The 16,681-nt window shown below is 68.4% G+C and carries 12 protein-coding genes; 5 read left to right on the top strand and 7 right to left on the bottom strand.

What is annotated here, in order from left to right:
• Positions 1-144 precede the first annotated feature (144 nt).
• Positions 145-1,260 carry a class I SAM-dependent methyltransferase gene (locus tag HS104_34305; GenBank protein MBE7485029.1) on the top strand — a complete coding sequence of 372 codons (1,116 nt, stop codon included), beginning with the start codon at positions 145-147 and terminating at the stop codon, positions 1,258-1,260.
• 58 nt (positions 1,261-1,318) lie between these two features.
• Here HS104_34305 and HS104_34300 read toward each other — a convergent pair whose 3' ends face one another.
• From HS104_34300 to HS104_34285, 4 genes are all read right to left on the bottom strand, one after another.
• The gene (locus tag HS104_34300; protein ID MBE7485028.1) at positions 1,319-1,624 is read right to left on the bottom strand and encodes a DUF559 domain-containing protein; all 306 of its coding nucleotides are present in this window, start codon (positions 1,622-1,624) and stop codon (positions 1,319-1,321) included.
• Between the two features lie 198 nt (positions 1,625-1,822).
• Positions 1,823-3,148, bottom strand: a complete 1,326-nt coding sequence (gene ltrA / locus HS104_34295) for a group II intron reverse transcriptase/maturase (protein ID MBE7485027.1) — start codon at positions 3,146-3,148, stop codon at positions 1,823-1,825.
• A 704-nt stretch (positions 3,149-3,852) separates the two neighbouring features.
• Entirely contained in the window at positions 3,853-4,473 is a 621-nt protein-coding gene (locus tag HS104_34290) for a hypothetical protein (GenBank protein ID MBE7485026.1), read from the bottom strand.
• 58 nt (positions 4,474-4,531) lie between these two features.
• The gene (locus HS104_34285; GenBank protein ID MBE7485025.1) at positions 4,532-6,250 is read right to left on the bottom strand and encodes a serine/threonine protein kinase; all 1,719 of its coding nucleotides are present in this window, start codon (positions 6,248-6,250) and stop codon (positions 4,532-4,534) included.
• 256 nt (positions 6,251-6,506) lie between these two features.
• On the opposite strand from HS104_34285, the gene HS104_34280 reads away from it, so the two are divergent.
• Positions 6,507-8,126, top strand: coding sequence for an ABC-F family ATP-binding cassette domain-containing protein (locus HS104_34280; protein MBE7485024.1), 1,620 nt, complete (start codon positions 6,507-6,509; stop codon positions 8,124-8,126).
• Positions 8,127-8,150: 24 nt separating this feature from the next.
• On the opposite strand, the gene HS104_34275 is transcribed toward HS104_34280, so the two are convergent.
• Positions 8,151-9,194, bottom strand: coding sequence for a hypothetical protein (locus HS104_34275; protein ID MBE7485023.1), 1,044 nt, complete (start codon positions 9,192-9,194; stop codon positions 8,151-8,153).
• A 143-nt stretch (positions 9,195-9,337) separates the two neighbouring features.
• Here HS104_34275 and HS104_34270 point away from each other — a divergent pair, with 143 nt between their 5' ends.
• Positions 9,338-10,165: an NYN domain-containing protein gene (locus HS104_34270; protein MBE7485022.1), complete on the top strand. Its 828-nt coding sequence runs from the start codon at positions 9,338-9,340 to the stop codon at positions 10,163-10,165.
• Positions 10,166-10,180: 15 nt separating this feature from the next.
• Here HS104_34270 and HS104_34265 read toward each other — a convergent pair whose 3' ends face one another.
• Positions 10,181-13,003, bottom strand: coding sequence for a PAS domain S-box protein (locus HS104_34265; protein ID MBE7485021.1), 2,823 nt, complete (start codon positions 13,001-13,003; stop codon positions 10,181-10,183).
• A gap of 269 nt (positions 13,004-13,272) precedes the next feature.
• On the opposite strand from HS104_34265, the gene HS104_34260 reads away from it, so the two are divergent.
• Positions 13,273-13,653, top strand: coding sequence for a response regulator (locus HS104_34260; GenBank protein MBE7485020.1), 381 nt, complete (start codon positions 13,273-13,275; stop codon positions 13,651-13,653).
• Positions 13,654-13,657: 4 nt separating this feature from the next.
• Positions 13,658-14,911, top strand: coding sequence for a DNA integrity scanning protein DisA nucleotide-binding domain protein (locus tag HS104_34255; protein ID MBE7485019.1), 1,254 nt, complete (start codon positions 13,658-13,660; stop codon positions 14,909-14,911).
• Between the two features lie 16 nt (positions 14,912-14,927).
• On the opposite strand, the gene HS104_34250 is transcribed toward HS104_34255, so the two are convergent.
• Positions 14,928-16,670, bottom strand: a complete 1,743-nt coding sequence (locus tag HS104_34250; GenBank protein ID MBE7485018.1) for an adenosine deaminase — start codon at positions 16,668-16,670, stop codon at positions 14,928-14,930.
• Between the last annotated feature and the right edge of the window lie 11 nt (positions 16,671-16,681).

The raw sequence follows: 16,681 nt of genomic DNA, 5'->3' as shown, positions 1-16,681 counted from the left end.
CAAATGAAGAGATGCGCCCGCGCCGTACATGAGTATGGTCCGCGACCCTCTCGAAAGGCCCTGCTCCCAATGCCCAAGCTCACCGACCACATCGTCTTCAACGACAAGAAGCTCGCCCAGAAGTACGCCAACAAGCGGATGCCGATGGCGCACCTGTACGAGGCCTACTTCGACGGGGACATCGACATTCCGGGCGACATCTACGAGTTCCTCGAGAACCGCCACCAGTACGTCACCAACACGCTGACGCAGGATCACTTCAAGTGGGCCTTCACCCACTTCGTGCCCGAGGCCCTGATCCACTCCAAGAGCCAGGACGAGCGCATCGTCCGCGAGCACTACGACCGCGGCAACGACTTCTTCGGTTGGTTCCTCGGCGAGCGCATGGTCTACACCTGCGCGTTCTTCGAGAACCGCGGCGAGTCGCTGGAGCAAGCGCAGGACAACAAGATGAACCTGGTGTGCCGCAAGCTCCAGCTCGACGCCGGCGAGCGCCTGCTCGACATCGGCTGTGGCTGGGGCACCCTCGCCCGCCACGCCGCCAAGTACTACGGCGTCGACTCCACCGGCGTGACGATCTCGAAGAACCAGACCGAGTTCGGCAACAAGCGCATCGCCGACTGGGGCCTGGAGAAGACCGCGCGCATCCTGTGCAAGGACTACCGCGACATCCCGAACCAGAAGTTCGACAAGATCGTCTCGCTCGAGATGGTCGAGCACGTCGGCGTGAAGAACCTGGTCAGCTTCTACGAGCAGGTCCGCGACCTGCTCACCGACGAGGGCCTGTTCCTGCTCCAGTGGACGGGCCTGCGCCGCGGCATGCGCGCCGAGGACATGATCTGGATCATGTTCATGGGCAAGTACATCTTCCCGGGAGCCGACGCGAGCCTACCGCCCGCGCCGATGCTGAAGGCGATGGAGAAGGCCGGCTGGGAGACCCACAGCGTGGAGAACGTCTCCACCCACTACGGCTGGACCATCCGCCGCTGGCACGACAACTGGATCAGCAACAAGGACGCGGTCCTCAAGGCCTACGGCGAGCGCTGGTACCGCATCTGGCACTTCTTCCTCGCCTGGTCGTCGATCATCGCCCGCCAGGGCAACGCCGCCTGCTTCCAGGTCGTGCTCAACAAGAACCTCGACAACTACGACCGCGAGCGCTGGATCAACCGCAAGGCGACCATCCTCGGCGACCGCGCCAAGGACATTTCGCCTCCCGCGCATGCGAGCGGCAACGGTCAACCGCGCAGCTGGAGCTGAAGCGCACTAGCGTAACGAAGAGGCAGCGCCCGCGAGGGTGCTGCCTCTTTGCTTTTGTTCACGCGGAAGCGAGCGCCGCGCGCACGAGCGCGACTGCTTGCGCCAGATCGTTGGCCACCAGCTCCGCCGGCAGGTGCAGCACGCGCCACCCGCGGCGCCCGAGCTCGCGGTCCCGCCGCGCGTCGGCGGCCCGCCGTGCGGCGTGATACGCGCCATCGACTTCAATCGCGAGCCGCGCCGAGGGCACGGCGAAGTCCGCGATGTACTGGCCGATGACGTACTGGCGGCGGACGACCACGCCAAGCTTCCCGCCGCGGAGCGCCTGCCACAGCGTCTCTTCCGTAGGCGTTTGCGCGAAGCGCATGGCGCGCGCCCGAGCTTCGATGACGCGCGAGTGAGTGGGCTTCCGAGACATGGGACCCCCTGTCCGGCACCGCGGCCGGGCTTTGCCCGATCACGGCGCCGGGTGGCCCTGGAGGATTGCTCCTCCAGGGCTCCCACGGATCCGGACGTGCAGATTTCCTGCATCCGGCTCGTCAGGCCACGGGTTCACTGCGCTTGATCAGATCGCATGCGAGATGACCGGCCGAGGAAGCGGGTACGCTTCCAACAGCACGTTCATCGCCTGCATTCCGCCGCTGGTGTTGGAACGACGCGACAACCACTTGCACCACAGCACCCGGACCCAGTACCGGAACGAGTCCAGCGCCAAGTAGTTCCCGGTGACACCGTAGTACGCGTAGTGGCCGCTGACCTTCTTCACCAGCGCTCGATGCTGTCTGCGAATCGGCTCGTGCCGGTTCTGGCGCAACCAGAGCGAGATGCCCTTGAGCGCCCGGCTGAGGCGGGATGTCTCGGTTTTCCTCAGTACAACCCAGAAGCCCTTCCGTGACCGACACCAGAAGTGCGTGAAGCCGAGCAGGTTGAAGGTCCCCGGCCGCCGATGGTCGGGTCCACGAGGGACTCGACGCCGAGGCGGCCTGCGGAACGGAACCAGCCGGGTCTTCTCTGGGTGGAGGCGTAGGTTGTACTTGCCAAATCGCTTTGGCAGTACGTCCAGAACGCGACGAGCGTCCTCTTCCCGCTCGAAGACGATGACGAAGTCATCCGCGTATCGGATCAAAACCGCACGGCCTTTCAGCCGTGGCTTGACCTGACACTCGAACCATTCGTCGAGCACCTCGTGCAGGTAGACGTTCGCCAGGAGTGGCGAGATCACTCCACCTTGCGGCGTGCCGGAGTCCGGGCGGTAGACATGCCCGTCCTCCATCACACCAGCATTCAGCCACTTGCCGATGAGTCGCAAAAGCACCCCATCGCGCACCCTCCGCTCGAGGATTTCTCGGAGCTTGGTGCGGTCCACGGAATCGAAAAAGCTCTCGATGTCCGCTTCGAGCACCCAGCCCCCAGCCATCGACATCAGGCTCTCACGCAGCATGTACAGTGCGTCGTGTGCGCCGCGCCCCGGCCGAAACCCGAACGAGCAGTCCAAGAAGTCCTGCTCGTACACAGCTTCGAGCACCATCATCACCGCCCGTTGAAGGACCTTGTCCTCGAAGGTGGGGATGCCGATCGGGCGAGTCTTCGACCCACCCGGTTTCGGGATGTGCACACGCCGCACGGGGGGCGCGCGATAGGCGTCGCCGGACTTCGCGCGGTCGAGCAGCGAGCGGAGGTTACCCTCCAAATTCGCCGCATATTCTTCCGCAGTCCGTCCATCGACGCCCGAGGCGCCATCCTTGCGAGTGCGCCGATGCGCTTCGCGTAGCCAATCGATGTCGATGAAATGCGCGAGCGTGTTCAGTCCCACGCCGCGCATCTCCCTCGCGCGTTTCGCTATCCGTTCGATTTTCGTTGAGACTGATTCCGGATTCGGTGTCCCGGTCATTCTTTCCTCCAAACGGTTCCGTGACCCGGCCGCTCCTTCCCTCCGCGGGGTCGTTCGGGCGACTGTCCCCGCTTCTTCGGTACTATGTGCGACTCCGACTCCCCACCGGCCGTCCCGCTTCGCTTCGGTTGTCCCTTGGCTCGACGGTACCGGTGGCGCTGACGCGCAGCGCCCCGGAGACGATGGGGTCTCTTGGGTTCCTGGGGGACCCTCGGACGCATGCCGCGCTCTTGGACTCCGGTCGAATCTCCGCGCCTAGCCCTGAGGACGAACTGTGGTGCGGGGAGTTGCTGTTGCCGGCGGCTCTCGCCTTCGTGCCGGTGCCTCAGTCCTCACCATCGTTCGCGGTCTCGCCGCCTCGCGGCGCATCGATGTTGCCGGCGATGTCTTGCACCACGCCAGCTTCGACAACGTTCACTCTCTCGAAGCTCGATCACGCGGCCCACGCCCTCGCTGTCTACGCTTCGCAGCCTTCCTTCCCGCTCTCGCGGTCGTAGGGCCACGCAAGACTCGCTTCCGGGTGGTGGCCAACCTTTGCCGTGCGGGACTCGAACCCGCAGGGTCCCAATCACGGCGACGTGAATCGCGTCGCGCGCGGACAGCCCGGCCCGCTCTGCGACGATTACCTTCGCTCGCTCGACGTCCTGCAAGTCGATGCCGAACACCGCGTCCACGACTCGCAGCAGTAGGTCGAACGCCGCCACTCAGCGCGCCGGCTCGGCACGCTGCTCGAACGGCGTGCCGTACCCGACCGCGATGCCGGCTTGGACGAGCGTGATGTCGTCGCGGCCCCACATCCACCGGCGTTGAACCTCCGAGGTGGCGAGCACGAACGCCCGGCCGAAGTCGAGGCCGAGGCGAACCTCCCCGCGCGGCGAGAGGATGCCAGCGCCGGTGTCGTCCGCGAGGTGGTCGATCGTGAGCAGGTTCAAGCCACCACCCAGGGTCGCCACGAAAGGCGGCGCTCGATACCCGGCGAAGAACACGAACGGAATCGCGAAGCCGCCGGCGTCGTCGCCGAACCAACCCTCGTACGCGTCCCAGATCCCCCAGACCCATCGGGCGCGCGCGGGGTCCGCGCTGAGCGCGAGGTCAGCGCCCAGGCGTGCATAACCTCCCAAGGACTGCCCGGGCACGATCGCGACGCCTCCGTCGACTTTGACCGAGATCCGGGACCAGAGCTCGCCCCTAACCGGAGGCGCGCTCGGCCCAGTGGCGATGGTCGCCTCGGCTGCCACGCGGGGCGTCTCCGCGGCGAGCACCGGGCGCGTCGCCCAGCCCAGAGTGAGGGCCAGGGAGACGGCGACGACCGAGCGCTTTCCCACGGGGGTGGAACGCCGCGGACCCGAGCTACCTTTCAGTCGAGTGGCCGCTCGGGCCAGGTCAGGCACGGCGCGGCCTTCGACGGCGACGCGAGACGGCCCCAGGTTCGCTCCACGGCAGCTCTTCGAGGAGCTTCACCCCACGTCCGCGCAACGCGCTGTCCAGCCGGCCTGCCAGCGCCGCCTCGAGCGCGACCGCGAGCTCTTCCCCGGACTCGAAGCGATCGCCCGGCGCCTTCGCCATTGCGATGGCCAACACCAAGTCCACGTCAGGGGGGAGCGGCGCGAGCAGACTCGGACGAGTGGGCATCTCCGTGATGACGGCGAGCATGACGTCCGCGATGTCGCGCGCCGGGAAGGGTGGGTGTCCCGTGAGCGCGCGGTACGCGATCGCGCCCAACCCGTAGAGATCGGCACGCGGGCCGACATCGGCGGACTGCGCTTGCTCGGGCGCCATGTACTGCGGCGTGCCGACGACCTCGCCTTGCGTGAGTGTTCCGCCACCGTCCGTCAGCTTGGACACGCCGAAGTCGAGGATCTTCCAGACCGTGACCTCACCCCGCGACAAGAACAGATTCTGCGGCTTGAGGTCGCGGTGGACGATCCCCGCGAGGGTTGCCGCGCTCAGGCCTCGTCCCACCTGTCGCACCATGTCGATCACCAGCCTGGGCGCCAGCCGCTCCTCCCGTCGCAGGATCTGGGCGAGGGCCTCGCCGTCGAGTCGCTCCATGGCCAGGTACGGCAACGGCGCCGACTCGTCACCGACCTCGAACACGCGCACCACATGCGGCGAGTCGAGCGAGGAAGCGATCCTGGCTTCGCGCAGAAACCTCCGTGCGTAGTTCGGTCGCGCGATCACCTCCGGCAGCAGCATCTTGACGGCCGCGGGCCGCCCATCGGCGACGTGGGTGGCCGCGTACACCTCACCCATGCCGCCGCGCCCGAGCACGGCGCCGAGCTTGTACGAGCCGAGCGTCTGGTCGGTGAATCGACCGAGACCGCCCCCATGCAGCGCGCGCTCGAGATCCTGCCGCGCTTCGAGGAAGAGCGCCTCTCGGTGCGAGGCTCTGCGGACGGCCTCGTCTCGCTGCACCAGAGACTCGACCATCAGCTCCCGCGTGCGTCGCGCCTGTGCGTAGACGAGGCCGAGAAATGCGGCGAAGCAGAATACGACGATGCTCCGCCCCACGGTCCCGATGTGCGGCGTCGCCGTGATCAAGCCGGGGTCGGGAAGCCATCCGATTGCGACGGAGCCGGCTAGCAGGACATAGGGCACGACGCTGCCGGCCAAAGTCACCAGCGCGACCCGCCGATCGTAGCCGAGGCACGCGGCGTACAAGTTCAGCACGAACATGACCAGAATCGGCCCGAACACGCCGAGGTAGTAGATGATGCCGGTGTTCAGGATCGCCGACAGTGCGAAATAGACGATCAGCGTGCGTTGGGCATAACGGCGCACGTCGGACGCCACGTACCAGAGCCACGCGTTGTTGACCGCCGCGCCCGCGAGCCCGACGGTCGCAATGGTCTTGGCAGTGCGATCGCCTCCAACGAGCGGCCAGCTGGCTAGACCGACGATGTTGAACAGCGTGCCCGTGATCGCCATCCGGCGCGTCTGCTCGATTTCGGCGGTGAGCAGGACCGTCTCCGGACTCGGCAGCTGAGTGGTGGAGGGCTCACGAACGCCGCCCGTCGGCGACACCGAAGGGTCATCGTGGCCCGCCCCGCCCTTGGCTCCTGCAGCGGGAGTCTCGACGACGGTCGGGCCCTCGTTCTCCACTCGAGCGAGGATACGCGAGCGCTGACCCGTACACCGCCCCGTCGGCGCGCGGCGCAGGCTGCCTCCCCGGTGCCCCATTGTCCGAGGCCGGCAAGAATTTGGGGCGCGGCGGCCGAACTTCTGCTAGGTTCCGCGCCCCTCGCGTTGCCCGGCTCCTCCCAGCGCTCGACCTCGAGCGCCGCTGGTCCGGGACGCAAGCTTCGACCGTCGGCCCCAAGGGCCCGCCGCGACGAGCGGAAACCTGAGGCGCACGAGCATGATCACCGCACACGAAATATCGATGAGCTTCGGAGAGCGGGTGCTCTTCGACCGCGTGAACGTCACGTTCAACGACGGAGAGCGCTACGGACTCACTGGGCCGAACGGCGCTGGCAAGTCGACTTTCATGAAGATCCTCTCGAAGGAGCTCGAGCCGGTCAACGGGAGCGTCTCGATCCGAGGCCGCCTCGGGGTCCTCGAGCAGGACCACTCGACCTACGCCGATCAGCGCATCCTCGACGTGGTCCTCTCCGGTCACCAGGCCCTCTGGGCAGCGCTCTCGAAGAAAGAAGAGCTCCTGGCCAAGGGCAACGACCTCGACGACGACGAGGGCATGCTGCTCGGCGAGCTCGAGATGACCATCGCCGAGCACGACGGGTACACCGCCGAAGGCGAGGCCACCACGCTGCTCGTGGGCCTCGGCATCCCCGCAGAGCTCCACGAGCAGAAGCTCGAGGTGCTCCAGGGCGGCGACCGCGTGCGCGTGCTCCTTGCCAAGGCGCTGTTCGGCAAGCCCGACAGCCTGCTGCTCGACGAGCCCACCAACAGCCTCGACATCGCCAGCATCCGCTGGCTCGAGAGCTTCCTCACCGAATACGACGGCGCGCTCGTGGTCATCAGCCACGACCGGCATTTCGTCAACGCCGTCTGCACCAAGATCGCCGACGTGGACTACGAGAGCATCATCGTCTACCCGGGCGACTACGACGACATGGTCCGGGCGAAGGCCGAGGCCCGCACCGGGGTCGAGCTCGCCAACGCGGCTCGGCAAGAGAAGATCGACCAGCTCCAGGAGTTCGTGCGGCGCTTCGGCGCGGGCACGCGCGCGACCCAGGTCAAATCTCGCGAGAAGCACGCGGAGCGCGAGAAGCGGGCGATGGTCGATCTGAAGCGGTCCAACATCCAGCGACCCTTCATCCGCTTCGAGCAGGCGCGAGCCAGCGGGCGCAGCGTGCTGAGCGTGCAGAATCTGTGCAAGGCGTTCGACCGCATCAGCATCTGCAAGGGCTTCAACCTGAGCGTGATGCGGGGCGACAAGATCGCGCTGGTGGGTCCCAACGGCATCGGCAAGACCAGCATGCTGCGCATGCTCACTGGCGATCTCGAGCCCGACGCCGGCACGGTCAGCTGGGGCTACGAGGCTCGCGTCGAGTACATGCCGCAGGAGCACTCCGAGATCCTGCCGCGCTCCGACCAGACGGCGCACTCGTGGCTGTGGAGCTTCAACAGCAAGGCCGACGAGGAGAACCTCCGCGCGCTGTTCGGCAAGCTCTTGTTCAAGAAGGAAGAGCCGATGAAGCCCACCAAGGTGCTCTCGGGTGGAGAGACCGTGCGGCTGCTCCTGGCCAAGCTGATGCTCGCCGAGCCGAACGTCCTACTGCTGGACGAGCCGACCAATCACCTGGATCTGGAGTCGATCCGCGCGCTCACCGAGGCGCTCAGCGTGTATCAGGGCACGTGCGTCTTCGTGACGCACGACCGCAACATGGTCGACCGCGTCGCCAGCCGCATCCTGGAGATGAGCGCCGACGGCATCCGCGAGGTCAGCCCCAGCGCGTTCCACGACGGCCAGTTCCTGGTCAAGCACGGCACTTACCAGCAGCGCGAAGCCTCGTAGCTCGCGGCCGCGCGGGCCGCGACCTCACGGCTTGGGCAAGTAGCCGCGGAAGCGCCAGCCGCTGCCGGTGTACGAGAAGTCTTTGCAGGTGTCGGCGGTCCAGCCGGTTCCGCTTGGGACCGTCGCGTCCGCCGGCTCGGCGGCGAAGGTACAGATCTTCGCGCTGTCGTTCGCCTCCGAGCCCCAGGCCATGCGCCAGACGCTCCCGTCGAGCACGAGCGAACGGCACAACAGCCCACCAAAGGCCGCCAGCGTGGTGTTCGTGTTGAACGAGCCGTAGCTCGTGCGCACGCACGCTCCAGCGCTCGACCAGAGCACGAACTCCTTCTTGGCGTCGATGAAGGTCCCGCGCATCCCGGTGGGCGGCGACATGCTGGAATCGCTCGAGCCGCTCCCTTGCTTGAGCTCTTCGCGGACCGTGCCATCCGATCCGACGGCCGGCTGCCAGAGCACGTGGTAGCTGCCGGGGTCGACCCAGTCGAAGGCCACGGCCACCAGCCCGGTCTTGGCCAGAGGGGTCACTGTGGTGGTCTCGACCTGGAGGGTAGCCGGCTCGACGAAGTAGACGTTTGCCCCGTTGTTGGTGGTGCAGAACAAGTAGAGCGCGCTAGTCGAGCCGTCGCCGACCAGCGCGCGCGGCGCGCAGCCCGCCACGGCGCCGGTCACAGCGCTGCCGGTGAGGCCGGCAGCATCCACCGGAACGATGGCGAAGTCCCCCGCGTCCTTGCCCCAGAACAGGTAGCCGGCTGCCGGCCCCGCGGTGCCGCCGCCACCGCCGCCGCTGCCGCCGCTCGTTCCGCCGCTGCCGCCGCTGCCGCCACTGCCCCCGCCGCCGCTGGTGCCGCCGCCGCCACTGGTCGCGCCGCTGCCGGCTGCACCGCCGCCCCCGCCGGCGCCGCACGCGCACGCCTCCCACTTCCCGTTGGCACCGCAGGACTGTCCGCCCTTGCACTGCGCCGGCCCGATGCAGCTCCGCGTCGCGCCGGACTCGCACGTCCCGGACGGCTCGTTGGTCGAGCTGCTGCTGCAGCCGGCGAGCACGGCTGCGAGCACGGCTGCCCTTCCCATGCCGTGGAACATGGCCCGAGCTTCGCTCAGATCGCGTCCGGCGGGAAGCCCATGCGGCGCAGACGGAAGCACTGCCTGGCGCCGAGCGCCGCAAGTCGGGCTATGGTGCGCCCGTGACCGAACGACTCGACGACACCCTCAACATGGCGATCTTCTGCGACTTCGAGAACGTAGCGATCGGAGTCCGCGACGCAAAGTACGAGGACTTCGACGTCAACTTCGTGCTCGAGCGCCTGCTGGACAAAGGCAAGGTCGTGGTCAAGCGCGCCTACGCGGACTGGGACCGCTACAAGTCTTCCAAGCGCATGCTGCACGAGGCCTCGTTCGAGCTCATCGAGATCCCCCACGTCTCGTACTCGGGGAAGAACTCCGCCGACATCCGGCTCGTCGTGGACGCACTCGACCTGTGCTACACGAAGTCGCACGTCGACGTGTTCGTGATCGTGTCGGGGGACAGCGACTTCTCGCCGTTGGTCTCGAAGCTGCGCGAGAACAACAAGCGAGTGATCGGGCTCGGCGTGAAGAACAGCTCGAGCGACCTCTTGATCGAGAACTGCGACGAGTTCATCTACTACGACGACCTGGTGCGCGCGAAGCGCGAGCAGCGGCGCGAGAAGGAGAAGCGCCCCCAGCCCAAGCCCCCACCGCCACCTCCGGCGCGCGTCTCGACGCCGGCCGCGGCAGGCGACCCGGACAAGAGCGAGAAGAGCGTCGATCAGCGCCAGACCGAGGCGCTCGAGCTCGTGCTCGAGACCGTGGAGGCGCTGTTTTCCGATCGGGATGGCTCGGTGCACGGCTCGATGGTCAAGCAGGTGCTCAAGCGCAAGCGACCCAGCTTCTCGGAGCGCTTCCACGGCTACCGGACGTTCAACGATCTGCTCGAGGACGCGCAGCGCCGCGGCCTCTTGGAGATGCACGTCGACGAGAAGGGCGGCGGCTTCGTGGTCACGGCCTTCGGACCCAAGGCCTGACGGAGACCGCGCCCGTCAGCTGGCCCGAGCGTGCGCCATGGTCTGGGCCAGCTCGGCCTCCAGCGCGATGGGCAGCGTGAAGTGGAACGTGGTGGTGCCGCCGGGCACGCTCTCCACCCAGATGCGGCCGCCGTGGGCCTCGACGAGGCCGCGACAGATGTAGAGGCCAAGTCCCAGGCCCCGCGCCGGGCCGGCGTGCGCCGAGCGGGCGCGTGAGAAGCGCTCGAACAGCGTGCGGAGCTCGTCGGGCAAGATGCCCGGCCCGCGATTCTCGACGCTGATCACGACCTGACTCTGCTCGCGCCGGCTGCGCACGACCACCGGTGTGCCGGGCTCCCCGTACTTCTCGGCGTTGGACAGCAGGTTCTCGAGGATTTGTTGGAACCGCACCGAGTCGGCCAGCACCAGCAGCTCGGCGTCGTCGAGCTCCAGCTGACAGCGTGCGCCGATGTCCGGCACGCCCGCCAGCGCCTCGGCGAGCGCCGAGCCGAGCCGGAGCGGCTCCCGGCAGAGCGCGAGATGACGCGACTCGACCTGAGAGATGTCGAGGAGGTCTTCGACCATGCGATTGAGCCGCTCCGCGGCGCGACGGATGCGGGCCACTTGGTTCTGCTCGCGCTGGGACAGAGGCGCCCCCTTCAGGAGATCGCTGTTGAGCCAGATGCTGTTCACCGGCTGCCGCATGTCGTGGGCGATGACCGAGGCCCACTCTTCCCGCATGCGCTCGAGCTCCTTGATGGCCCGAATGTCGCGGAAGGCGGTGACGGCTCCGACGATCTCGTCACCGCTGCGCACTGGGGCGGCGCTGGCGAGGATGGGCACCTGCTCCCCCGAGCCGAGCTCGAGCTTGAGCTCCTGAGACGCGATGCGCTCGCCGGTCCGTAGCGCGCGGATCACCGGATGGTCTTCGGCTGGCAGCGCCTCGCCGGACGGCAAGCGCACGTCGTGCACCATGGGTCGAATGCTCTTCGCCAGCTCGAGTGATGCCTGGTTCTGCAGCACCAGTTGGGCCTGTGCATCGATGACGACTACGCCCACCGGCAGCTGCGCGACGATCGACTCCAGACGGGCGCGCTGGATCGCCTCGCGCTCGTAGAGCCGCGAAGCCTCGATGGCGGCGCCGACGTGGGCCGCGATCAGCTCCACGGCGCTCTGGTCCTGAGCGCTGAAGCCCCCACCACCGTGCTTGTTGGCCAAGCACAGGTGTCCGGTGATTTCCCCGCGGTATCTGACCGGGATGCCCATCAGGCTCTCGATCTGCGAGTGCTCCGGGACTCCGTCGCGAAAGCGCGGATCCTCGCGCACGTTCGCCACGCGTACGATCTCGCCCAGCTCGGCAGAGGCGGCGAGCAGCGGATGCTCGTCACTGCCTTGCTCCGCAGCCGCTCCGACCCGGACCCAGTGCTGGAAGGGAGCCCGCGCGCCCAGGCCGACCCCCGCGAGCTCGGCTCCCGTGAGCTTGCGGGCCTGCTCGGCGATCACCTCAAGCACGCGCGGCAGACCGGTCTCGGGCATCGCGGCAGTGGCTTCGGTCACCAGCAAGTTGGCGCGGGCGACCTCGGCGAAGAGCTCGCCGGATTTGGCCAGTACGGCCTGCGCCGCCTTCACCTCGGTCAGATCGCGCGAAATGGAGCTCACGCTGCCGGCCTCGTCGCCGATCGGGGACAGCGTCAGCGAGACCGGGATGCGCCCGCCGTTCTTGTTGACGATCACGCACTCGAGGCCGCGCATGACGACGCCCGCGGCGGCGCGCTCGCGGAGGTCGCGCCGCACCGCACGGTCTTCCTCGGGGATGATCGCGTCGATCGAACGGCCCAGCATCTCGGCCGCGCTCCAGCCGTACAGGCGCTCGGCGCCTTGGTTCCAGTCGAGCACGACGCCCTCGGGGCTCTCGGCGATGATGGCGTCGTCGGCGGACGTGACCAGCGCCGCGAGCCGCGCGCTCTCCGCCATGGCGCGCTGGAGATCTGCGGCCAGGCGCGTGCGCTGGGACTCCACGGCGTCGAGGCGGCGGCCGGTGATCCGAAGGGCCAGGACCAGCACCATGGCGCTCGTCGTCGCGGCCACGACCGCCGCGCCCGGTGTCGGCCACCAGCCGCGCCGCTCCAGCGCAAAGGCCGCGACCGTCGTGACCGGAATGGTCACGAGCGCGACGAGCAGCAGGCGCCGAGCCACTTCGCCGCCGGAGCCCCTGCTGGTCAGGAGGCTCGTCAGCACCGCGTCGCGCCGGGCGACGAGCACACCCGCCGCGAGCAGCAGGAGCCCGGCAGCGCTGTGCGGCGCCATACCGATGGCGACGGGCAAGCGAACCTCCGCGTCGAAGAACACCACCCCCAGCGAGAAGCCGAGCAGCGCGAGCATGGCGTTCGTCGCCGCAATTAGCGCGAGTGCCTCGACCAGCATGGCGCGACGGCGGTCCGGGGCTCTAGGCAGGAGCAGCGCGACGCTCAGGAGCAGAAAGGCCGAAGCGGTGCTGGGCGAGGGCGCTCCGGACGAAGCGCCCGCGACCAGGCCGTCGATACCCAGCTCGACGCCCGCCGCGTGCTCGAACAGTGTCGCAGCCGCAATCGCGAGCGCGATCAGAGCAGGGGCGATGCCCGCTCGCTCGTGGCGCACGCTGGGCTCCGCGCGACCACGCGAGAAGAGCGCGAGCCCGCACAGCACGAACATCAGCGCCGTGTTGGGCTTCATCGCTGGAGCGCCCGGAACGGGGGCGCGCAGCGCGGCGAGGTCGCCCCACCAGCCGACGAGCACGCCGCCGCCGAGCACGACCGCCAGCAGCCCAACAGCCGGCGCAAACCCGCGCCAGAGCTGCTTGGCCCGGAGCCGGAGCTTCATGCCGGCGATGGGTACAAGAGGCATGCCGCTCGCCAGCGGCACCTTCGCGCAACTCCTGCGCGCCGCGTGATCGTGTGCCAGGCATCACCCCGCAGGCCCGATCCGGGACTTCTGCATGGGGGATCCGAGACTCGACGACCTCTCGACCCGCGCAGGGAGTGCGCGGTCGCCCTCACGCCGCGAACACCCTGCATGGGGCGCAGTCGATATTTCCGGGACGGGCACACGAGCTCGCGCCCGGCACGGGCCGTGCTTACGCGCGGATCCTGGTGGCAGACGACGACCCCGAGCTGCTCGACGCCGTGGCCGAGGCGCTCGCCGACTTGGGGGCGGACGTGGTGAGCGCCGGGAGCGGCGCCGAGCTCATCGAGAAGCTGGCCGACGAGGGTCCCTTCGCGCTCGTCGTCACGGACATCGCGATGCCGTGGATGAGCGGTCTTCAGGCGATGGCCACGGCGCGCACCGCCGGCGTAGGCGCCGCGGTCATCGTGATGACCGCGCTCCGAGATGAGCGCATCCCGGCGCAGGTCCGAGCGCTCGGGCGCAGGGCCGTCCTGCTGCGCAAGCCCTTCGATCTGAGCGACCTCGAGTCCGTGGCCGCGACGCTCCTCGGATCATCGGACGAGCCGAGCTCGCCCCACTCGGGTTAGTCCCATGCCCACGACTGGCGAGCTCGGTGCACACGTGTTCCCGCCAGCGCTGGTGCCAGTGTTGCGGCATCGGGCGGTATCCAGGAGCTGCTGTTTGGGGGAGGTGGACGACGACTTGCTCGTCCACCTGCTCACGACCGTCTTCTTCGCCGGTCTCGAGACCCACGAGGGCGAGCGCAACCCGGTGGGCGTAGTCTTGCTCGGTCGGAGCGAGGGCGACGTCGTGCTGCCCGAGGGTGCCGAGTCGGGAGCCGCGTCTCTCTACCAGTGGAAGGTCCATCGTTTCGACGCACCTCGGCCCTTCAGCATCCCGGAGTTCGCGAAGCTTGCGGTCGCCGGGCTCGATCGCCGGATCTACTCCGCGGTCCACGTGCTCGACGAGGCGCACCTCGCCATCACCGGCCTTGCCCGCGAAGGCCTCAACGTGGATCGGGATCCATTCCTGAAGATCGTCGCGGCCCGGCCCGGCTGCCTGTCCATACGCAACGGCCGCGACCTCTTGCTCGGCTACGAGCGCGGCGCGATCCTCACCGGCGGCGAGGACGTCTTGTTCTCCGCCGGTCCAGTCAGGCTCGCCCTGGAGGAGAATGCTCGGGCTGCCGGACTGGAAGAGCCGGGCGTCGCGGACTATCTCGACGCCATTCGCTCGCTCGTACGTGAGATGGCAGCACACGGTCGGGGAGGCATCCTGATCATCGCTCCGGAAGAGCAGCCGTCAGCGGCCGAGTCGGCCACCTACAGGATGGTGGGCGACTCGTCGTTGGCCGCATTGCTGCGGCTGGCGCGGCACATCGAGCGGAGGCGGGACTCCGCCCCGCCGTCGCGCCCGTTCTGGCCCGAGGTTGGCTCGCGCAGGTCGTCCGAGCCTCCGCAGAGCAGTGACGCCCGCGCCTTTGGCGAGCTGCTTCGCAACGCCTTCCTCACGGAGGCGGAGCGCGTCGTCGAAGAGCTGGGGGCGCTGACTGGGATCGACGGCGCGACCCTGCTCAATCGCGCGCTGGCGCTGGTCGCGTTCGGAGTGATCTTGCCCGTGGGTCACACCGCCACGGTCGACGAGGCGCTCGACAGTGAAGGCGTGACGGCTCAGCCCGTCGATCTGGGCAGTCGAGGGGTGCGTCACCGCGCCGGGGCGACCTACGCCGCCGAGCATCCTGGCAGCGTGGTCTTCGTGGCGTCGGAGGACGGTCAGGTCACCTGCATGTTCCGCGAGGCGGTGCAGACACGCGTGCTCGCCTGGCGGCTGGGACCTGGTACGTAGAGGCGAAACAGAGCCCCTACTGCTTGGACTCGAACTCGCGAAAGCGCCGCTCGAGCTCCCACTGCGCGGTCGCCTTGGCGCTTCCGCCGAGGTGGGTCTGACAGGTGGCCGGCGCGGGGTCGTCGCCGAAGTAGCTGGTCGGCGTGGGCGCGCAGGCAGGCACCGCCTGGAGCGTGTCCATCGACGTCCATAAGCTCGCGCCGGGGAGGAACGACTTCTCCAGGCTCGTGCGCGCCATCGACTTCAGCGTCTTGTAGTCGAGCTTCTGGTCCTGGACGGCGCGCAGGTACTCCCCCGCCATGCTGGAGCGCGACACGCCCTGGTCGTCGGTCGCGAGGGCGACGGGCACGCCGCTCTTCAGGTAGGTCGCCAGCGGGTGGGCCGGGCCGCTGACCTCGAGGATCTGCACGTTGCTGCTGAGCCCGATCTCGATCATCACGCCAAGTTGCTTCAGCTCGGCGAGCAGCGCAGTGGGGTTCGATTCCCCGAGCACGTCCAGTCCGTGTCCAATCCGCTCCGCGCGCGCCACCTGCACGGCCTTGCGGATGTGATCGATCTGGGAGATGGCGTAGCCGGAGGGCAGGTACTTCTCGGTGAGCTCGCCGGCGTGCAGGGTGACGTGCAGCGGGCTCTTTCCGGCGTACGCGTCGTGCAGGTAACCCAGCATGGCCATCGAGCGGTCGTAGGAGCTGAGGGCGGTGGAGCCGTCCTCGGGGCCGACCAGGTTCAACGCGACCAAGCGCGGCTCCGTCTTCGCCGCCTCGAACGCCGCGACCATCTGCGCGAAGACGCTGGGACCGCCGCCGCTGCGCGAGATGTAGACCATGTAGCGCGCGCCCACGCGGCAAGCGCTCTGGGGGTTCGCGCCCTTGCAGCCGAGCAGGTTCAGCGCGCCAGACTCCGAGCTCTGGATGTCGGTGAGGATGGCCTGCACGGCGGCGCCGTAGCCGCTCGAAGCCAGGAGCGCCGCGTGGAAAGCCGGCAGATCCGCGGTGGTCAGCGTGCCGCCGGTCCAGACGCTCGACCCCCAGCTGCTGGCGTTCGAGTTCGAGAACAGCATCGGCTCGATGTACAGCACGTTCTCGCTGTCGGCGCGCTTCATCACGTCCGCCAGACCCTTGGCGTGGTGCGCGGGTCCGGAGATGGCGCCGAACTTGCCGAAGGTCGCGAAGAAGTGGTCGTGGCCCGTCTCGGCGCCCGGGACGAAGTCCAGCATCGACCAGGCGCGGACCACGGGCAGGAACAAGGCGTCGGCAGGCGTCGGAACGGGCGAGGTGGTCGAGGTGTTGCTGCACGAGGTCGAGAGCGCGAGGGTGCTCTTGTTGATGCAGTACCCGCCCTCCGTCTTGGCCCAGTCGAGGTACGTCTCGGCATAGACCGCACCGGACAGGTGGTTGTGCAGGTCTCCTCCCTTCGGCACCGCCGTCAAGAACTGGCGGAGCGCGACCTCGTCGCCCGCCACGGAGTCCATCTGGTCCGACGCGGCCTGCTCGTCGTCGAGCGCGCACTCCGCCGGAGACTTTGTGCAGGGGCTGCTTGCGTCGGGCGGCGCGTCGAGCGGCGTCGAGCCGTCGTCGGGCAGGTCGCCGTCCGGAGGCGTCGAGTCCTCGCCGGCGTCACCCGCGTCGGAGGCGGACGAGTCCTCCAGGCCCGCGTCCGGCAGCGGCTGACCCGACCCACCCGAATCGTCTCCGCCGCAGCCCGCCGTCAGGCAGATCGCCAGGAGCCCGAACGAAGCGCGCGCGAGGAGAGCCACCATCGAGCGAGACT

This window comes from Polyangiaceae bacterium, from assembly GCA_015075635.1.
Classification (GTDB): Bacteria; Myxococcota_A; Polyangia; order Polyangiales; family Polyangiaceae; genus JADJKB01.
The sequence above is the reverse complement of the archived record's forward strand: the minus strand, read 5'-3'. Positions and strand labels throughout refer to the sequence as shown.

What these genes read in the sequence shown, in the direction of transcription:
- HS104_34305 (MBE7485029.1), top strand. Translation starts at nt 145, where the DNA reads ATGGCGCACCTGTACGAGGCCTACTTCGACGGGGACATCGACATTCCG.
- HS104_34300 (MBE7485028.1), bottom strand. Translation starts at nt 1,624, where the DNA reads ATGCGCTTCGCGCAAACGCCTACGGAAGAGACGCTGTGGCAGGCGCTC.
- ltrA (MBE7485027.1), bottom strand. Translation starts at nt 3,148, where the DNA reads ATGACCGGGACACCGAATCCGGAATCAGTCTCAACGAAAATCGAACGG.
- HS104_34280 (MBE7485024.1), top strand. Translation starts at nt 6,507, where the DNA reads ATGATCACCGCACACGAAATATCGATGAGCTTCGGAGAGCGGGTGCTC.
- HS104_34275 (MBE7485023.1), bottom strand. Translation starts at nt 9,194, where the DNA reads ATGGGAAGGGCAGCCGTGCTCGCAGCCGTGCTCGCCGGCTGCAGCAGC.
- HS104_34270 (MBE7485022.1), top strand. Translation starts at nt 9,338, where the DNA reads ATGGCGATCTTCTGCGACTTCGAGAACGTAGCGATCGGAGTCCGCGAC.
- HS104_34265 (MBE7485021.1), bottom strand. Translation starts at nt 13,003, where the DNA reads ATGAAGCTCCGGCTCCGGGCCAAGCAGCTCTGGCGCGGGTTTGCGCCG.
- HS104_34255 (MBE7485019.1), top strand. Translation starts at nt 13,658, where the DNA reads ATGCCCACGACTGGCGAGCTCGGTGCACACGTGTTCCCGCCAGCGCTG.
- HS104_34250 (MBE7485018.1), bottom strand. Translation starts at nt 16,670, where the DNA reads ATGGTGGCTCTCCTCGCGCGCGCTTCGTTCGGGCTCCTGGCGATCTGC.